General features: G+C 60.0%; 15 protein-coding genes. 1 reads left to right on the forward strand and 14 read right to left on the reverse strand.

Going from position 1 to position 17506, the window contains the following annotated elements; genetic code table 11:
• Nucleotide 1 precedes the first annotated feature (1 nt).
• From flgK to FHX03_RS03845, 12 genes are all read right to left on the reverse strand, one after another.
• Nucleotides 2-1489, reverse strand: a complete 1488-nt coding sequence (gene flgK / locus FHX03_RS03790) for a flagellar hook-associated protein FlgK (protein ID WP_183852624.1) — start codon at nt 1487-1489, stop codon at nt 2-4.
• Nucleotides 1490-1508: 19 nt separating this feature from the next.
• On the reverse strand, nt 1509-2828 hold the full coding sequence (locus FHX03_RS03795) for a flagellar hook protein FlgE (RefSeq protein ID WP_097623887.1): 1320 nt from the start codon (nt 2826-2828) through the stop codon (nt 1509-1511).
• 126 nt (nt 2829-2954) lie between these two features.
• A complete protein-coding gene (rem, locus tag FHX03_RS03800) occupies nt 2955-3626 on the reverse strand; it encodes a transcriptional activator Rem (protein ID WP_003588527.1) in 672 nt (223 codons plus the stop codon).
• A gap of 280 nt (nt 3627-3906) precedes the next feature.
• Complete coding sequence (locus tag FHX03_RS03805; RefSeq protein WP_183852954.1) at nt 3907-4464, reverse strand: lytic transglycosylase domain-containing protein; 558 nt, start codon at nt 4462-4464, stop codon at nt 3907-3909.
• On the reverse strand, nt 4412-5833 hold the full coding sequence (locus tag FHX03_RS03810; RefSeq protein WP_097623885.1) for a flagellar hook-length control protein FliK: 1422 nt from the start codon (nt 5831-5833) through the stop codon (nt 4412-4414). Before FHX03_RS03810 ends, FHX03_RS03805 begins: the two co-directional genes overlap by 53 nt.
• Nucleotides 5830-7125 carry a chemotaxis protein MotC gene (gene motC, locus FHX03_RS03815; protein WP_097623884.1) on the reverse strand — a complete coding sequence of 432 codons (1296 nt, stop codon included), beginning with the start codon at nt 7123-7125 and terminating at the stop codon, nt 5830-5832. The genes FHX03_RS03810 and motC overlap by 4 nt, the downstream gene beginning before the upstream one ends.
• A 4-nt stretch (nt 7126-7129) precedes the next feature.
• Complete coding sequence (locus FHX03_RS03820; RefSeq protein ID WP_183852626.1) at nt 7130-8473, reverse strand: MotB family protein; 1344 nt, start codon at nt 8471-8473, stop codon at nt 7130-7132.
• Complete coding sequence (locus FHX03_RS03825; protein WP_097623882.1) at nt 8470-9099, reverse strand: hypothetical protein; 630 nt, start codon at nt 9097-9099, stop codon at nt 8470-8472. The genes FHX03_RS03820 and FHX03_RS03825 overlap by 4 nt, the downstream gene beginning before the upstream one ends.
• A 200-nt stretch (nt 9100-9299) precedes the next feature.
• Nucleotides 9300-10262 carry a flagellin gene (locus FHX03_RS03830; RefSeq protein WP_183852628.1) on the reverse strand — a complete coding sequence of 321 codons (963 nt, stop codon included), beginning with the start codon at nt 10260-10262 and terminating at the stop codon, nt 9300-9302.
• A gap of 298 nt (nt 10263-10560) precedes the next feature.
• Nucleotides 10561-11472 carry a flagellin gene (locus tag FHX03_RS03835; RefSeq protein WP_097623880.1) on the reverse strand — a complete coding sequence of 304 codons (912 nt, stop codon included), beginning with the start codon at nt 11470-11472 and terminating at the stop codon, nt 10561-10563.
• Between the two features lie 247 nt (nt 11473-11719).
• The gene (locus tag FHX03_RS03840; protein ID WP_097623879.1) at nt 11720-12628 is read right to left on the reverse strand and encodes a flagellin; all 909 of its coding nucleotides are present in this window, start codon (nt 12626-12628) and stop codon (nt 11720-11722) included.
• Between the two features lie 281 nt (nt 12629-12909).
• Nucleotides 12910-13815, reverse strand: a complete 906-nt coding sequence (locus FHX03_RS03845) for a flagellin (protein ID WP_097623878.1) — start codon at nt 13813-13815, stop codon at nt 12910-12912.
• Between the two features lie 432 nt (nt 13816-14247).
• Between FHX03_RS03845 and FHX03_RS03850 the strand changes: the two genes are divergently transcribed.
• Nucleotides 14248-16164, forward strand: coding sequence for a glycosyl transferase (locus tag FHX03_RS03850; RefSeq protein ID WP_183852630.1), 1917 nt, complete (start codon nt 14248-14250; stop codon nt 16162-16164).
• 93 nt (nt 16165-16257) lie between these two features.
• On the opposite strand, the gene fliP is transcribed toward FHX03_RS03850, so the two are convergent.
• Nucleotides 16258-16995 (reverse strand): flagellar type III secretion system pore protein FliP, encoded by a 738-nt coding sequence (gene fliP / locus FHX03_RS03855; protein ID WP_003584259.1) that lies wholly within the window; start codon nt 16993-16995, stop codon nt 16258-16260.
• Nucleotides 16992-17498, reverse strand: coding sequence for a flagellar basal body-associated FliL family protein (locus FHX03_RS03860; RefSeq protein WP_183852632.1), 507 nt, complete (start codon nt 17496-17498; stop codon nt 16992-16994). The genes fliP and FHX03_RS03860 overlap by 4 nt, the downstream gene beginning before the upstream one ends.
• Nucleotides 17499-17506 lie beyond the last annotated feature (8 nt).

Here is a 17506-nt window from a genome sequence, read left to right on the forward strand (position 1 = left end):
CTTAACTCGCAATATCCAGCAATGACTTCAACATTTCGTCGACAGCGTTCAGGATTTTGGTCGCCGCCTTGTAAGATTGCTCTATGTCAAGGAGCAGCGTCAGTTCCTCGTCGAGGTTGACACCCGTCTCGTTGGAATAGGCTTCGTCCGAGCGCGACAGCGCCGCCGAGGTGTTTTCCGCCGCGGTCGTGGCATTGCTGCGATACTGCTCGAGCCAACCGAGGGAATTCGTGGCGTATTCCATGATGCTGACGTTCGAATCGATGCCCGTCGAGGTGTCGAATCCGGCCGTCGTCCCCGTTGCCGGATCGAAATCGATATCGGAGCCCAAGGCATTATAAAGACTATCGAGGTCCGTCGTATAACCACTGAGGTGGGTAGGATTGTTGACGACGCCGTCAGCGTTGACGCCGCCATCGCGCAGGCGCATCGGGTCGCCGCCCTGCGAGGTGATGACGGTGCTGCTGACGGTGATGGTCGACGCCATACCGGCAACCGCGGTGCTGCCGGCCTCGACCGTGTCGCCGCTCCAGGTGAAGAGACCTGTCACATAGGCCGGGGTCCCCGACGTGCTCTGCTCCTTGAAGAGCGATACCAGGCCGCGGGCGATTTCATCGAGCTGCTTCTGGAAGTTGGGAGCGATCTCGTCACGGACCTGCAGGAGCGACTGAAGGCTTCCCTGCCCCGTCGCCGTCGATCCGCTGCCACGCGGAAGCGCGACACCGTCGATATAGACCGAATTGCCGGCGATGGTGGCATTGTAGGCATCCTTGGCCTGGAACGTCACCGTGCGCGGGATCGTCTCGAAGAGAATCGTCCCGTCAGACGTGCTCAGCACCATGTCGTTGTTGTCGCGCGTCGTGGCGCTGACGCCGACGATCTGCGAAATCTGCTTGAGGGCCTTCTCGCGTTCGTCGAGAGCGCTGGAGGGATCCGCGCCCGTGGCCGTGGCGGTCTTCACCGCATTGTTGGCGGTCTCGAACTGGCTGAGCAGCGTATTCAGCGTATCGACCGCGGTAGCGATCTGCTTGTCGGCGCTGGCGCGGACATCCTGTACGGAAGTCGACGCATTGTTCAGCGAGTTGGCGACGTCCTGGGCGGCGGTGATCGCGCCCTGGGCGGCGACGGTGCTGCCGGGCGTCGTGCGGAAGGCCTGAAGTTTCTGCTGGAAAACACCGAGATAGGTGGATGGCGACGTCTCGTAGTCGTTGCCACCCATGATCGACTTGAGGTCCTCGAGACCGCTGAGCAGGGTTTGCTGGGCGCTGTCCTGGGAGGACGACTTCAGATATTGGCGCAGCAGCGCATCTTCCTGCGCCCGGTCGATCTTGACGACCTGCGCGCCGTTCAGGGACGTGGTGAGCATCGCCTGCCGGCGCACGTAATCCTTGTTGCCGGCATTTGAAATATTGTTCGATACGACACTGCTCTGCGTGCCGGTATTGTTGAATATTCCCTGCGCGGTATTAAGTGCGGACGTGAGCGACATGGCTTACCCGTTACCCTGATTATCTCTTGAGGTTGACGAGGACGTCCATGATGTCGGACCCCGTCTGGAACACCTTGGAATTGGCGGTATAGCTGCGTTGGGATTCGATCATCTCGGTGAGTTCGCCGGCAAGGTCGACGTTCGAACCTTCGAGAGCACCCGACTTGATCGTGCCGAGGCCGTTGGTCTGCGGGAAACCGGTGACAGTGACGCCCGACTGGCCGTTGGCGCTGTAGACGTTTCCGCTCATCAGCGTCAGCTTGTCCGGACTTGCGACATTCGCGAGCGGAATGCGGTAGAGCGGCTTGGTACTGCCGTCCTCGTATTTGGCGTAGACGATGCCGTCGCCGTCGATCGTTACGTCCTTGACCGGGCTTGCGGCTTGACCGTTCGGCGTGCCGGTGCCGGCAAACTCGGCGCCGAGCTGCGTGAAGCCCGTGAGATCCATGTCGATATCCAAACCAGTTACCGGATCGGAGATCGTGACGGTGCCCGTTGAGTTGGTGATCTTGCCGGTTGAGTCGAACTCGAGCGTGGTCTCTGCCACGGTGCCGCCGGTGGGGGTGGTGGTACTGTAGGGGAAGGAGGTCGTTCCGCCGGTTGCCGCATCGGCGTTGCGGAAGATCGCAACCTCCCAAGTGCTGGCGGTGCCGGTTGCCGGCGGTGGTGTAGTAACCGAGGTCTTGGTGAAGTAGAAGTCGTACATCACCTTGTTGCCGAGCGTGTCGTAGGCGACCATCGAGAACTTCTTGGTGTCGGTTGTCGGGGTGCCGGTTGCGCCGTTGTCGCTCGGAAGCGTCGCAGGAGCGACCGGAGCAACGTTAGCGTTGGAATTAAGGTTGCCCTTGAAGACGCCTGACGTCGAGGCGATGGCAGTTAATCCTTCCTGGTTGACATTGACGGGAACGAGGCCGTCGAAGCCGTTGACGACGACGGCGGGAGCGCCGGAGTCGTAGGAATAACCCATCAGGCCGAAGCCGGCGGCGTTGACGAGATTGCCTTCGTCGTCCTTCGTGAAGTCGCCGGCGCGGGTCAGGACAGGCGTGCCGTCGGCGCCCTGGACGATGAAGAAGCCGTCGCCCGAGATCGCAAGGTCGGTGGTGGAGGTGGTGTAGGAAATATCGCCCTGGTCGGAGACGGCCTGGCGGACGGAGGTCTGAACGCCGCCGGAATTGTAGTTGCCGCCCGAGGATGGCAGAACCAGCGACGAGAAGCTCGTCGACACGGCCTTGTAACCGGTCGTGTTAACGTTGGCGATATTGTCGGAGACCGTGCTGAGGCGGTTCGCCTGCGCATTCATGCCCGATACCGCCGTCTTCATGCTGCCGAAAATGCTCATCTGAAAACCTCGTTTTACCTGTTAAGCTCGAGAGTATTTGTCGGGCCTTGCGTGAAGCTGTCTGTGATGGCGCGCTGCGAGGCCAATATCGAGGTTCAGCCGGGCGTCGCCGCCCGGCCGGAAAAATCAGGCCCAATCGATGCAGTAGCCAAGGAAGCGCTTGGAATCGACCGGATCGACGCCGAGCTTCTTGCGCAGCTTCTTGCGCAGCTTCGAGATATGGCTTTCGACGACATTCTCCTCGACCTCCTCATCGAAGATGCCGTAGATGGCGTTGAAGATCTGGGTCTTGGTGACCCGGCGACCGCGATTGGCGATCAGATATTCGAGGATGCGGCGCTCGCGCCGGGGAAGCGCGAAGACTTCGCCGTTGATCTCAGGGTCGCGGCCGTCCGAGAAGACGCGGATCCCGCCGATTTCGGTGTAGTTGGCAATCGCCTTCAGCCGGCGCCGGATCGCAGCCGCCCTTGCCAGGATTTCGCGCGGATGCACCGGTTTGCGCACCACATCGTCGACGCCACAATCGAATAGCGCAAGGGTGTTTTCGAGCGAGGGCTGGTCGCTGACCGCAATTACCGGCGCCATCGACCGGTCCCGGATCGCCCGGGGGAGTTCGAGGCTGCGCTGGCCCTGACCGATCAGGAAGGCCTCGACTGCCGCAATATCGGAATCGGCGGCGGTCTGTACCCACTCGCCAAATTCCGCTGGATCAAAGCCGGTGGAGGGAATGCCCTCACGACCAAACAGAGATGTGTATCCATCTTTCACGAGCTCACGCTCATCAACCACGACGATCATTCGTCCGCCTCCGAATCAGTGTGGCACTTCGATGATCTATGGGTACGAATCGCACGAATCGGCGACAACTCGTTAAAGTTAATGGCAGAAACTAATAATTGATTAAGATCTGGGTAGCGATTTGATCTATATCTAGTGGGTCTAGCTGTTTATGCACACCAAAATTTCGTGGAAAAGTTAACGGCCCCTTAATTATGACTTGCGCAGGGGATTCATGCCGGATTCCTGCCATATTGTGACACAGTTTCGTCACAATGGGCCCATTCCATCTTTGGTTGAATTAATTTCGGCAAAAGTTACTCGCATTGGGAGTCCACTTGCCGTAGCCCGTGGCGACCAGATTGGCGATGACGCGGCAGACATATTGCTTCTGCGCGGGGTCATTGTTGGGGCCAGCATGGTATCTGGCTACCGCCATCGTCCAAGTCTCGTGACGGTCATGCAGGTCGCGGAGGAATTTTGCTGCATACTCGACGTTGCGATGCGGGTCGAACATATCCTCGGCCGAGCCAAAATTTTCGCCATGATAGTAATGGTTGATCTGCATGCAGCCGATGTCGATGAGCTTGGCGCCGCTGCTGCGGGCGACATCGAACTGCCGCATCGCGTCCTGTTCGGAGGGCGGAAAGATCGCCTTGCCTTCGACGTTCATTGCATAGGGATAGAGCGAGCCCTTGCGGCCGGTCTCCGTCAGGCCGACCGAATAGAGGATGCCTTCCGGGATACCGTATTTGGCAGCTGCCGAGTGGATCTCACGCTCGCAGGCGCCGGTGGAGGCTTTGACCTCAGAGGTAAACGCCGCCAGTGCCGCCGCTGCGGCCAGCATTAGCGTCTTCAATACCGGTCTCGCCTGCACCATTGAAGCCTCCGTCCGCCCGCTGTGCCGTCTGATTGTGACGCTCGCGCGCCTCGCCGCCCTGCCCCTGCTGGGCGAGCGACTGCTGCTGGGAGGCCTGGCCTTGACTGCCTGCCTGGTTGCCGGCGTCGCTACGCTCGACCGGCGCCATGCTGATGGTAACGTTGTCGACGGCGTAGCCCTGGCTGCGCAGTGCTTCGAGAATCTTGCCGTGATCTTCCTTCATCTGACGGTAGGCCGCGCCGGTTTCGACCTTGAGGTCGACATTCAGGGCGTCGCCGGACAGGCGCATGGTCGCCGTCACCATGCCGAGATCGAGCGGATTCATCTGGATCTTCAGCGTATTAACCACCTTGCCGGTGCTTGTCCATTCCGCCGCATTGGAGAGCGCCGAGCTCGGTTCCATGGCGCGCGCCCATTCTGAATCGCCGGAGAGAGCGGCAGTGAGGGCGGCGGAATTCGAATTCTGCATCAGGCCGATATAGCGGCGCGACTCGAGAACCGAAACGTTTTCGACATCGGCTTTCTTGGCGCTGTCCTTAGGCCCGGCCTGATCGGTGCCGAGGTGAACATCCATCGACACGCCACGGCCATCGGCGCGGCTGATCCTGAACGTCCTGCCGTCGGCGGCTTCGGCATTCTCCGATCCCGGCACCTTGACGTCACCTACCATGCCACTGTCGACGTTGCCGCTGACGGCCGCCAAGGCGTCGGACGCATGGCCGCCTGCCTTGGCTTCGATATCCTCGATCTTCTTGTCGGCTTCATCGGCTTTGGCGGACGCATGATGGACGCCTGCGGTCACCGGCAAACCAACGGCGCCGTCGGCAGGTCCCTGCTTCAGCAGGCCGAGGACATCGGAAATGCCGCCGTCATTATCCTCACTGTCCTTGTCCGTATCGGTATCCAACGCGTCGGCTTTGGCATGCTTGCCGCCTTTGGCCGCCTCGGTCGAGCGGTCTTTCGGGTCGACCTTGCCGAAGGCGATATCCGCCTGCACCTTGACTGCAGCCTTTGCGGGCTTTGCCGCGACGACATTTGCGATGGTCTCCGGCGGCCCTTCAGCCTGCGCCTTCAAAGCGGCATCGCCGAGATCGATCAACGGCTTTGCGCCATTGCGGCTGCGGATGGTCCGCGCCACTTTCTCGGCGCCGGCATCGGCAACTGCACCCTGATCCGGCTGCGCATCGTCGGCGTCGTCATTGACGGCGCCGTTGCTTGCCTTGGCAAGCGCGTCGGAAAAGCCGTTCTTTTGGCCGCCAGCATCGTCTTTGCCCATCGGCCGTGCAGATTTCACAGCCGCGGCAGAATCAGGACCGGCGGCTCCGCCCAAGACGCTCATATCCATCATTGTTCGTTGCCTTCCTGCGCCAGAAGACCGTCGATCTCGTCGAGCTTAGACCGATTGGTCGTCACAAATGCGTTGAATGAGGGGTCGGTACCCTGGCTCTGGCCAGTCGATGCCACACCTCCCGGAACAGGCTCGGAAAGCGCGCCTGGCGCTCCCGGTTGCGGAGCTATAGCCGCAGCCTTTTCAGAAGTGATTTCTTGATCAGAAGTGTTAGGGCCCGAGGCTTGCGTCAGGCTTGCCGGGTCGGGAGCGCGCAGGATCTGCTCGGCAACCGATCGTGCCGCCTCCTGCAACGCCTGATCCCGCGGCGAAAGCGTGTCACCGGCGATGCCGCTGACATTCTTCGCTGCCCGGTCGATATCCTCTGTGGTAAGGCCGGCCATGCCGCCATAGAAATCCGCAAGAGGACCGAAGGCATTGTCAGTGCCGGCGCCAAGCGACTGCACACGGTCGACCGCCATATGGGCCAGCTGCGGCTTTCCCGCGATCGCCGCAGCGCGGGCGATGCGCAGATAGACCTCGCGCTGGCGCGGCGCGTCCATGAAGGACAGGATGTCGATGACATCCTGCGGCTTCACGTCGTGATCATGGCCGACGACGAGTGTCACGAAAAGGTCGGCGAACTGGCTGGCATAAGGCGAATGCAGGAAGCGCCTGATATAGCGCTGCGAATAGGCCATGCCCCTGTCGAGCATCCCCTTGTCGACGCAGATGGCGACGGAGCGGCGCAACGCCGCTTCCTCGACGATCGTGCCGGGTGCCGCAAGGCGCGCCTGGTCGTAGAGATCCAGTGCGTCTGTCGGCTTCGTCGCGATCAGCACATTGCCGCCGATCAACGCAAGGTATGGGCCGATCTTCTTGTCGCGGTATTCCCTGGCCGTCTCCTCCAGGGTCTTGGCGACGAGCAGCCCCTTACCGCTCAGATATTTTCTGAGCACATCGGTGACACGGTTGTCGAAATAGCCGTTGACGTCGTGGGCGATCAGATATTCGAGCGTCTGCGGATTGCCGCCGCTCATCGCGTAGATCAGCGCTGCATCGACGTTGCGGTCGTCATCGAAGACCGAAGTATCGACGCTGCGCAGCCGCTCGTCGATCGTTCCCAGCATGAAGCGCTGCATCTCTCCGGCCGAATGATCCCCGGAGACGACGGAATCCTGCACAAACTGCAGCGACCGCAGCATCTTGTACGGTGCAAGATCGTCCGGATCCTGCGCCTTGGCTGCGGCCGGCGAAAGCATCGCCAGACCGAGAGCCACAAATCCGACATAGCGATGCTGCCGACGCGCCATCCTGTTATCCTCGATCCGCCTCCACCAGGATCTCGATCCGGCGGTTGGTCGCGTTGAACGGGTCGGACGGCAGCTTCAGCCGGCGGTCGGCAAAGCCCGAAACCTGGGAGATGCGTTTTTCGTCGAGCCCGCCGCGCACAAGCATATAATAAGCGCTCTGGGCGCGGTCCATCGAAAGCCGCCAGTTTTCATTCTGCGCGCCCTTATACTGGCGCCCGTCCGTATGGCCGCGGATGGCGACCGCGCCGCCCCTTTCCTTCAGGATCGCGCCGATCTTTTCCATGGCGAGCACCATCTCCTGGCGGGGAACCGCGGAACCGATATTGAACATCGAGTCGTCGCTCTGGTCGGAGATGCTGACGAGCAATCCGCCTTCGGATGCCGTTACGGTCAGGCCTTCGGCAAGCTTGCCGGCAATGCCGCCGATCTGCTGAGCGATCTGCTCCTGCAGTTGCTCGGCTTGTTTCTGCTGCTGCTGTTCGGTCTCGGCCGCGCTCTTGTCCGCATCCTTCTGATGATCGGCGTCCTTCTGCGCTGCATCCTTTTGCGCTGGGGCCTTCTTGTCCTCAGCCTTCTTATCGCCAGACTTCTTGTCATCCGGCGCCTTGCCATCCTTGGCCTCGGCCGCGCCCTTGGCTTCCTGAGCGGCCTTCTGATCGGTGGTCAGCGGTGTCGGCTTCATATCCTCGACCTTGGCCATCTCGGTTGTCGCGCTTTCGGCCGCCTGCTCGTCGCTCTTGCCGGGAGGCGCGGACTTGCCGGCTGTCGTGACCTCAACCTGCTTCGTCCAGAAATCCGGATCGAAGGGATCACGATAGGCTTCGCCGCCATCGGCGCCGGTGGCCGGGCCGGAATCGGCGGCACCGCCATCGCCCTTGGCGCTGACATTGGCCTGCTGGCCGACTTCCTGCGCGATCTCGGCCAGAACCGAATACGGATTTTCGAAGAAATCGGCCTCGGAATAATTGGTCTGGTCGCCTGATGTCGATGTCTGGTCGTCACCATCCGCCGAAGCCTTGCCGTCGTTCGGATTTTCTTCCTTCTGTTTCGACTTCTCCTGCTTCTCCTCGCCTTCGGCGTTGTCGACGGGCTTCTTCAATCCCTTCTCGGTCGGCTTTTCGTCGGAAAGCTTGATCGGATTGAAATAGGTCGCGACCGAGGCCTTGGTCTCCTCGTTGGCGGCATTGACCAGCCACATGACCAGGAAGAACGCCATCATCGCCGTCATGAAGTCGGCATAGGCAATTTTCCACGCACCGCCATGGGAGCCATCGTGATCACCGCCGCCATGTCTCTTGACGATGATGATCTCGTTCTTGCCGTGGTGGTGGTTTTCGCCTTCGCTCATTCGAGAACTTTCTTCAAGCTGGCTGCCCAGGCGGACATACGGGTGACGATGACGGAGTCGCCGATTTCGACGGCAAGATCGATATCGTCAGTCTCAATGTGTCGAACCGCCTCGGCATGTTCACCGAGCTCGGCGGCTAAGAGTTCGAAAAGCCGGCTTGGCCCGCGGACGACGATCGGTCCGGCAGCGCCCTCGAGGATCGAGTCGCGCAGCAGCACGGCGAGGCTTTCGGCTGCCCTGGCGGCAAGCGCTTCGGTCATCACGGGCGCGATGGCGATAGAGGCACCGGCACTGACCAGCTGCGCGACCTCTTCGGCAATATCGCGGACGCGGGATGCAATGACCGCTGCCGCCTCGACTTCGTAGCGAAGCCTCAGCTCGGCGAGCTCACGCGCGTGAGCCTCGGCCAGCGTCCGCGTCTCGCGTTCGTATTTTTCGGTCAAATCAGCGGTCGCTGCGGCATGACCTTGCGCATAGGCATTGCGGCGCTCCGCCTCGACGTCGATTACCGGTTCGCTCGGCATTTCGGGAAAACCGTCGCCGCCGAAATCGTCCATCTCGATGATCGGCGCTGACGGTTCCGGTTCACCGAAATCCTTCAAATACCGGGAAAGCGTAATGCTCATAAAAAACCATCCAGCATTCGGGAGGCATGCAGCATATCCACCCCCGCTCAAAACGAACTTGCGCGCCGGCACGTCGCTTCGAACGGGCAAGGGCTTCACCTTGCACCGGCACGGATTCGGACGATGCCTTCATGCCGGAAACTAGGAAGTCAAACTTGCGCGAGGATGAATGGCACCGCCATCCGCGATCGCGCCCACCTTTATTCCAGCAGGATCAAAATCTTGCTCGAAGCCGTGTTGAGGATCGAGATCGCTTCGACGGCCATCTGCTTCTGGGTTTCGATCGCCTTTTGCCGGATCGAAGCCTCGTCCATGTCGGTATCGACGAGCGCGCCGACGCTCTTGTCGATCGAATCGGAGAGATCGGCCGTATAGTCCATCTGATCGTCGATACGCGTTTTCATCACACCGATGGAAGCGGCCGTCGTCGTCAGCGAGGAAAGCAGCGAGTCGGTCACATCGAGCATATCGGTGAGTTGCGCATCGGTCGTATTCTTGTCGATCGCAATTTCCGTGCCCGTCGCCGGCGTGGTCGAGCTGGCGTCCAAAAGGTAATAGTTGCGCGCCGTCGCGCCGCTGTTGTTGATCGCATTGGCATCGACCGCCTTGGTAAACAGTCCGCCGCTCGCATCGTTCTTATCGATGAGGATGGTTTGCGACGAGGGGAAATCGATGGTCTGAGCTTGATATTCGCCAGTCGGCGCGCGCACGAAACTCGAAATCACCGACCATGTCGGCGGCGCGGCGGTGTCGCCGTTCAGCAGCCAGTTTTCGCCGGCAAACGACGTCGATTCAACGACGGTCTTCAGCTGCTCCTTATATTCGCTGATCTCAGCATTGATCTTGTCCTTGTCGGTGCCGGGCTCTTTTGCCGCAACCAGCTTGGCGCGAATCTGGCCCATAAGATCAATCGCCGAGGTCATCGCCGTGTAGGTCGCATCCACCTTGGCAGCGCCGAGTCCAAGCGCATCTCCGATCGTGCCCAGATTGGTGCTGTCTGAGCGCATGACGGTTGCGATCGACCAGTAGGACGCATCGTCGGAGGCCGTCTCGATACGGTAACCCGAGGAAACTTGCTGCTGTGTCTGGTTGGCTTCTTTGTTGATGCTGCGTAGCACCGCAAGCGCATTCACCGCGGCCGCGCTGGTAATCTTAACGGTCATCGACAGGTCTCGGAATAAGGTCAAGGGGCAGGCCGGAATGCCGGCGGCGACTGAAGTGGCGTCATGCCTCCGGTAGAGTTTCTACCGGCGTGTCGCAAAAGCAAATCAACTGAAAGCGAAGGTAACTCGATATCAACCCGTTGGGCAAGAGCGCAGCGCCGAACGCGCCGCGTCGATCGCGACGCAATTCAAGCCATTGATATAAAAGAAAAAACCGCGCCGTTTCGGACGCGGTTCGTAGGCTTTTCGCTTGTTGCCGGACGAAGGCGCAAGATTCGGTCCAGCTTCAGCGCCCGATTTAGCTGCGGAACAGCGTGAGAATGTTCTGAGCGCTGGAGTTGGCGATCGACAGCGACTGGATCGCCAGTTGCTGCTGCGTTTGCAACGCCGTCAGCTTACTCGATTCCTCCTCCATATCGGCATCGACAAGGCGGCCGACGCCCGAGTCGATCGAGTCGCTGAGCGCGCCGACGAAATTTTCCTGCAGTTCGATTCGCGTGGAAATCGAGCCGAGCTGCGATGCGGCCTTGGTCATCGCGTCCAAGCCGGCCTCGATCGAGGTCAGGGCCATGGAGATCTCAACCGAGCCGAAGGTGCTGATGTCCATCGAGTAGATCGAGCCGATCGTACCGTATGATGTGCCAATAATGCCGGAGCTCGTCTCGATCGAGCCGACCGAGTCCATGCCGAAGAGGACGTTGCCCGTGGAGCTTGAGTCCAGGATGTAGTCCGTCGTCTTGACGGAGACATTGCCGTTGCCATCGCGCACGAAGGTGGAAACCACGCTCTTGGTGCCGTCAGCGCCGGCAACCCAGTTTTCACCGGAAAAGGAAGCCGATTGGGCAATGCTGAGCAACTGCTGCTGCAACTGGCCGATTTCTTCCTGGACCTTGGTCTTGTCGACGCCCTTTTCGGTCGCGGCGACGATCTTCGCCTTGATTTCGCTGATGACGTCGATAGCGCTGTCCATGGCGGAATAAGCGGTATCGACCTTGGCGGCACCGAGGCCGAGAGCGTCGGAGACGGCGGAAAGTGCCTTGTTGTCCGAACGCATGGTCGTTGCGATCGACCAGTAGGCGGCGTTGTCGGACGCTTTTTCGACGCGATAACCCGACGATACGCGGTTCTGCGTAGCCTCGAGGCCGTCATTGATTCCGCGGAGTGTCTGAAGGGCGGCCATCGCCGCAACGTTCGTCAAAATGCTGGTCATGAAATGATTGCCCCTTGTCGGCAGTTGATAAAAAGGGACATTCCGGAAGCTACCGGGAACGGGGACCAGCCTCATGCCTGTTAACCGGTTCTTAAATTTGGTTAACCCGCCGTCTCGTTGACCTGAGAAAACAGCATTATGGTTAATCAACCGTTAACAGACATTAAAAAAAAGCCGCGCTCCATTGAAGCGCGGCTCGTTTCCGAAGTCCCGCCGGAGACCGGCGGGCCGATATTTCCGAGGGTTATTAGCCGCGGAACAGCGTGAGGATGGTCTGCGAGGAGGAGTTCGCGATCGACAGTGACTGGACGGCCAGCTGCTGCTGGGTCTGCAGAGCGCTGAGCTTGGAGGATTCTTCTTCCATGTCGGCGTCGACGAGACGGCCGACACCGGAGTCGATCGAGTCGCTGAGAGCGGATACGAAGTTTTCCTGCAGTTCGATGCGCTTGGAGATCGAGCCGAGAGCAGCGCCGGCGCTGGTCATGGACTTCAGAGCCGCTTCGACATTGGTCAGAGCCGTCTGGATCTCGCCGAGGGTGAAGTTGGTGATGTCCATCGCGTAGACAGAACCGGTGGCGCCGTTCGACGTGCCGAGGATACCCGTGGAGGTTTCAACAGCGCCGCCGCTCATGCCGAACAGAACATTGCCTGCGGAGCCGTCGTCGAGAACGTAGTCGGTCATCACGACCGAGACAGCGTTGGAGCCGTCACGAACGAAGGAGGCAACGACGTTCTTGGTGCCGTCGGCGCCGGCAACCCAGTTTTCACCGGAGAAGGAAGCCGACTGAGCGACGCTCAGGAGCTGCTGCTGCAGCTGGCTGATTTCTTCCTGGACCTTGGCCTTGTCAACGCCGTTTTCAGTGGCGGCAACCAGCTTGGCCTTGATGTTCCCGACGACATCGATGGCGCTGTCCATGGCGGAATAAGCGGTATCAACCTTGGCGGCGCCGAGGCCGAGAGCGTCGGAGACGGCGGAAAGCGCCTTGTTGTCCGAACGCATGGTCGTTGCGATCGACCAGTAAGCAGCATTGTCGGAAGCCTGGCCAACGCGATAGCCGGACGAAACGTGAGCCTGGGTTGTCTGGAGACCCTGGTTGATGCCACGGAGAGTCTGGAGGGCTGCCATCGCAGCGTTATTGGTGTTGATGCTCGTCATAGTTTGTTTGCCCCTTGTTGGCAGATTTTAAAAAGGGACATTCCGGATTTTCGGCCGGCCCACAGCGATCAGCATCATGCCTGTTAACCAGTCTCGTTAAGGTTAACTCGCCGTTTCGATGGGCCTAGAAAACAGCAAGATGGTTAAGGAAAGCTAAATTCAAAATGGAAATAGCGTAAAAATATCTGACACTTAGAAGGTTTTTCATTAACCTTATGTTAAAACATTTCGCGGCCGGGAATGACCCGGCCGCGAAACTTGAAAACCTTTGCCGACCGCTCTTAGCGGAAGAGCGACAAGATGTTCTGCGAAGAGGAATTCGCAATCGACAGCGACTGGATCGCCAGCTGCTGCTGGGTCTGCAGGGCGCTGAGCTTGGAGGATTCTTCTTCCATGTTGGCGTCGACGAGACGGCCGACACCGGAGTCGATCGAGTCGCTGAGAGCGTTGACGAAATCGTCCTGGTTGTCGATACGCTTGGAGAGCGAGCCGAGAGCAGCACCGGCGCTGGTCATGGACTTCAGAGCCGCTTCGACGTTGGTCAGAGCCGTCTGGATCTGGCCGGCGGTGAAGTTGGTGATGTCCATCCCGTAGATTGAACCGGTGGCGCCGTTCGACGTGCCGAGGATACCCGTGGAGGTTTCGACCGAGCCGCCGCTCATGCCGAACAGAACGTTGCCTGCAGAGCCGTCGTCGAGAACGTAGTCGGTGGTGGTGACCGACACGGCGTTGGAGCCGTCGCGGACGAACGAGGAAACGACGCTCTTGGTGCCGTCGGCGCCGGCAACCCAGTTTTCACCGTTGAACGAAGCCGACTGAGCGATGCTCTTCAGCTGTTCCTGCAGCTGGCTGATTTCTTCCTGGACCTTGGCCTTGTCAACGCCGTTTTCAGTGGCGGCAACCAGCTTGGCCTTGATGTCGCCGACGACGTCAATGGCGCTGTCCATGGCGGTGTAAGCGGTGTCGACCTTGGCAGCGCCCATGCCGAGAGCGTCGGAAACGGCAGAAAGCGCCTTGTTGTCCGAACGCATGGTCGTTGCGATCGACCAGTAAGCAGCGTTGTCGGAAGCCTTTTCGACGCGGTAGCCCGACGAAACGTGGTTCTGCGTGCTGTTCAGGTTCTGGTTGACGCTGCGTAGCGTCTGGAGAGCGGCCTGTGCGGAAGAATTGGTGTTAATGCTTGTCATAAATCTGTCCCCTGGAAACTAGATACAAAAAGGAGGACATACCGGACTATAGTACCGGCGATGACGGACCAGCTTCATGCTACTCGGCGCCTTTTTTTGTTTGGCCCAAACCCGTCATGTCCAGGGCAATCTCGCAGCCAATGCTTGCCAACTTCTTAAAAACAGAGGCCCCGTGCCGGCTCCTTACATCGCATAGTTAATGCCGGCTGAATCTATTCCTTCGCATGCTAACATGCCGAGAAAGAAACCGTTTTCTCTCATGAAGGAAGCGCCTTCATGCGGCACACCGGTTTCAAGCAAGGTTCACCTGGCAGTGTGGCAGGCGCCGGGATAGCATCATCGGATCGATCCGCCCGTTTTCGGGGAGGACGGCTCGGGCGTGCGTCGGCGATCGACAGAAATGCCAGAACATTTCCTTCACGGAGTTGGGTTTTGAACAGCAAAGTTTCGTTCTCTGCGGCATCCAGAGATTACCAGGCGGGCCGCTACACACAGTCCCTGGCGACGCTCAACCAGCTCATGGATATCCAGCAGGACGCCAAGACCTATGCGCTGCTGGCCAAGAACCTCCTGCAGCTCGGTTTCAAGGCCGATGCCGCGAAAGCCTATGGCTTGGCCGGCAACTGCGAAGGACCGAATGCCTACGAATACCAGAAGCAGGCTGCCAAGCTGCATTATGAGATCGGCAACGAGGATGATGCTCTGCTGATCGCCATGCGAAACCTCGCCAAGGCCAAGGACGACGCAGAACTCGCCTTCATCATCACGGCGATCTATCTGAAGCGCCAGCAGCGGGATATCATTCGCCCGTTCAAGACGGTGCTGTCACAGAGTGCCAATCCCGATCATATGCGCCTGGCGGCCCTGCTGCTGAGCGACGATCTGAACGACGCAACCAACCAGAGCCTCTCGCGCAACCTCTTCAAGCGGTTTCCGGGCAATCTCGCATTCCGCTTCCTGCATCTGGTTTTCGCCCGCGAATTCAACGAGTTCGAAGAGGCCAGCAAACATCAGGCGGTGATCGACGCTGCACTCGCAAAGGGCGATATCGAGATCCTGCGCAAGGACAACCCGTTCTATCATCTGCACTGGTGCGGCAACGAGGATTTCAACCGCTATGCCACGATCGGCACCACCCCCCTCAACCCCGAACGGGTGGCCTTCCGCCGCAACCAGCCGCACACGTGGTCCGACAAGATCCGGATCGGCTACATGTCATCGGACTTCTGGGATCGCCATGCGACGATGAAGCTCCTGCAGCGGATCCTGGAACTGCACGACAGGGACCGGTTCGAGGTGACGCTGTTCTGCCATACGGGTCCGGAATACCTGAAGCACAACGTTACCGACCGCAGCCGCTGGGGCCGGATCGTCGACGTTCACGGCTTCTCCGATCAGGCGGTGCTGGCAGTCGTGCGCGAGCATAATATCGACATCATGGTCGACCTGAAGGGCCATACCTCCGGCAGTCGCGCGACAGCCTTCAACCTGCCGCTGGCGCCAGTACACGTCGGCTGGCTTGGTTTCCCCGGCAGCACCGTCAATATCGATCTCGACTACGTCATCGGCGACCATTCGGTACTGCCCGAGGTGGCCAAGCCCTTCTACCATGAGAAATTCTGCCGGTTGCCGGAAAGCTATCAGCCGAACGACCCGATGCATCGCCCGAAGCCGCGCCCCGTCACCCGCGAGCAGCTCGGCCTGCCGAAAGAGGCCTTTATCTTCGCCTCGTTCAACGGCAACCGCAAGATCACGCCGGAGACGATCGACAGCTGGTGCCGCATTCTCAAGCGGGCGCCGAACAGCGTGCTCTGGCTGATGGCGAACACGCCGCGCAACCAGGCGAATCTGTTGAAGCACTTCCAGACGGCAGGCATTTCGCCCAAGCGGATCATTTTCTGCCCGCGCGCGCCCTACGAACAACATATCGACCGTCAGCAGGCGGCCGACCTCGGCATCGATACCTTCCCCGTCAACGGCCATACGACCACCTCGGAGCAGCTCTGGGGCGGCCTGCCGGTTCTGACCTTCAAGGGCACCAACTTCGCCTCACGCGTCAGCGAGAGCCTGCTGCGGGCCATCGACCTGCCCGACCTCGTCGCAAGCGACCTGCAGGCCTATGAAGATATGGCCGTCGAACTGGCGCAGAACCCCGGAAGGATCGCCGAATACAAGGCGCATCTGAAAGAGAAGCGCTATATCGCACCGCTCTTCGACGCCGAACGTTTCTGCAATCATCTGGAGCAGGCCTACGAAATCATGGCCGAGCGCGGCAAGCAGCGTCTCGCCCCCGAGCACATGGACATTGCGGCGCTGCCGCCGCGCACGGTGCCGTTCGGCGCCGAGTGAGCCTTTCAATCGTCACGAAAACCCGCCGGAGCGATCCGGCGGGTTTTCTCGTTGGCGAAGATGGGAACGGGCGAAGATAGGAGCGGCGGCGGGTCAGTTGAACGAGCGCACCAGACTGCCCACCAGCAGGTTCCAGCCGTCGATCAGCACGAAGAAGAGAATCTTGAACGGCAGCGAGATCGACGTCGGCGGCAGCATCATCATGCCCATCGCCATGGTAATGGTGGCGACGATGAGGTCGATGACGAGGAACGGCAGGACGACGAGGAAGCCGATCTCGAAGCCGCGGCGAATTTCCGAAATCATGAAGGCCGGGATCAGCACGCGATAGTCGATCGGATCCGTCGTCTGGATAGTCTGGCCGCGTTCACGCGCCAGATCGACGAATAGCGCCAGATCCTTGTCACGGGTGTTGGCCGCCATGAAGGTGCGGAAGGGTTCGGCAATCCGCTGGACGGCCTCGGTCTCGTTGATCTGATTGGCAAGCAGCGGCTGCACGCCGTTCTGCCAGGCCTGATCGAAGGTCGGCGACATGACGTAGAAGGTCATGAACAGCGACAGCGACAGGAGGATCATGTTCGAAGGCGTCGACGAAAGGCCCATCCCCGAGCGCAGGATCGAGAAGGCGATGATGAAGCGCGGGAAGCTTGTCACCATGATCAGGATGCCCGGCGCGACCGAAAGGATGGTCAGCAGGCCGAACGTGCGGATGATCCAGGCGGCGACGGAGCCATCGACGGGTACGTTCAACAAGTCAGTCGGCAGCTGCTGTGCCACCGCCAGTTCCGGTACCGCCATCATGGCGGCAAGGAAAACTATGAGACGAATCATTCGATGACAAATGTCCTGAACATGACCTTCGATACCCGCCCTTGCGAGCGAAGGTCAACACGTTCCTGTATGTCATCCTTGAGATATTGAAAGCCCCGCGGCCCCTCGATCTGCTGCAGGGAAACGGTCCTGATATAGGCGAGGATATCCTGGTGGATATCCTCGGAAACCTTGACATCCGGCGGTCCGTTGAACAGCAGCGCGACTTCGAGTCGGACCCAGTTTTCCGAGGGGTAGGCGAGGTTCGAGGTGATCGGCTCGAGCTGGACAACGTTGTTTGCCTCGGTCGAGATGTGGGCCAGGCCTTCCTCGGCCTTTTTCTTGGCCTCGGCGTCCTTGGCCTGCTCGGCCTCCTTGGCGCCCTTGATGTTGGGCGCGACGATCGTGCCGACCGCCCAGCCGCCGCCGGCGCCGAGCAGCGTCAGGACAGCGATACCGATGATCGTCATCAGCGTGGCGGATTTCTTCTTTGGTTGACCTGTGCTTGCGTCTGGCTCTGCCATCGTCGTTC

Origin of the sequence: Rhizobium sp. BK456 (assembly GCF_014194045.1) — a bacterium.
In the GTDB taxonomy this organism is placed as follows: Bacteria; Pseudomonadota; Alphaproteobacteria; order Rhizobiales; family Rhizobiaceae; genus Rhizobium; species Rhizobium redzepovicii.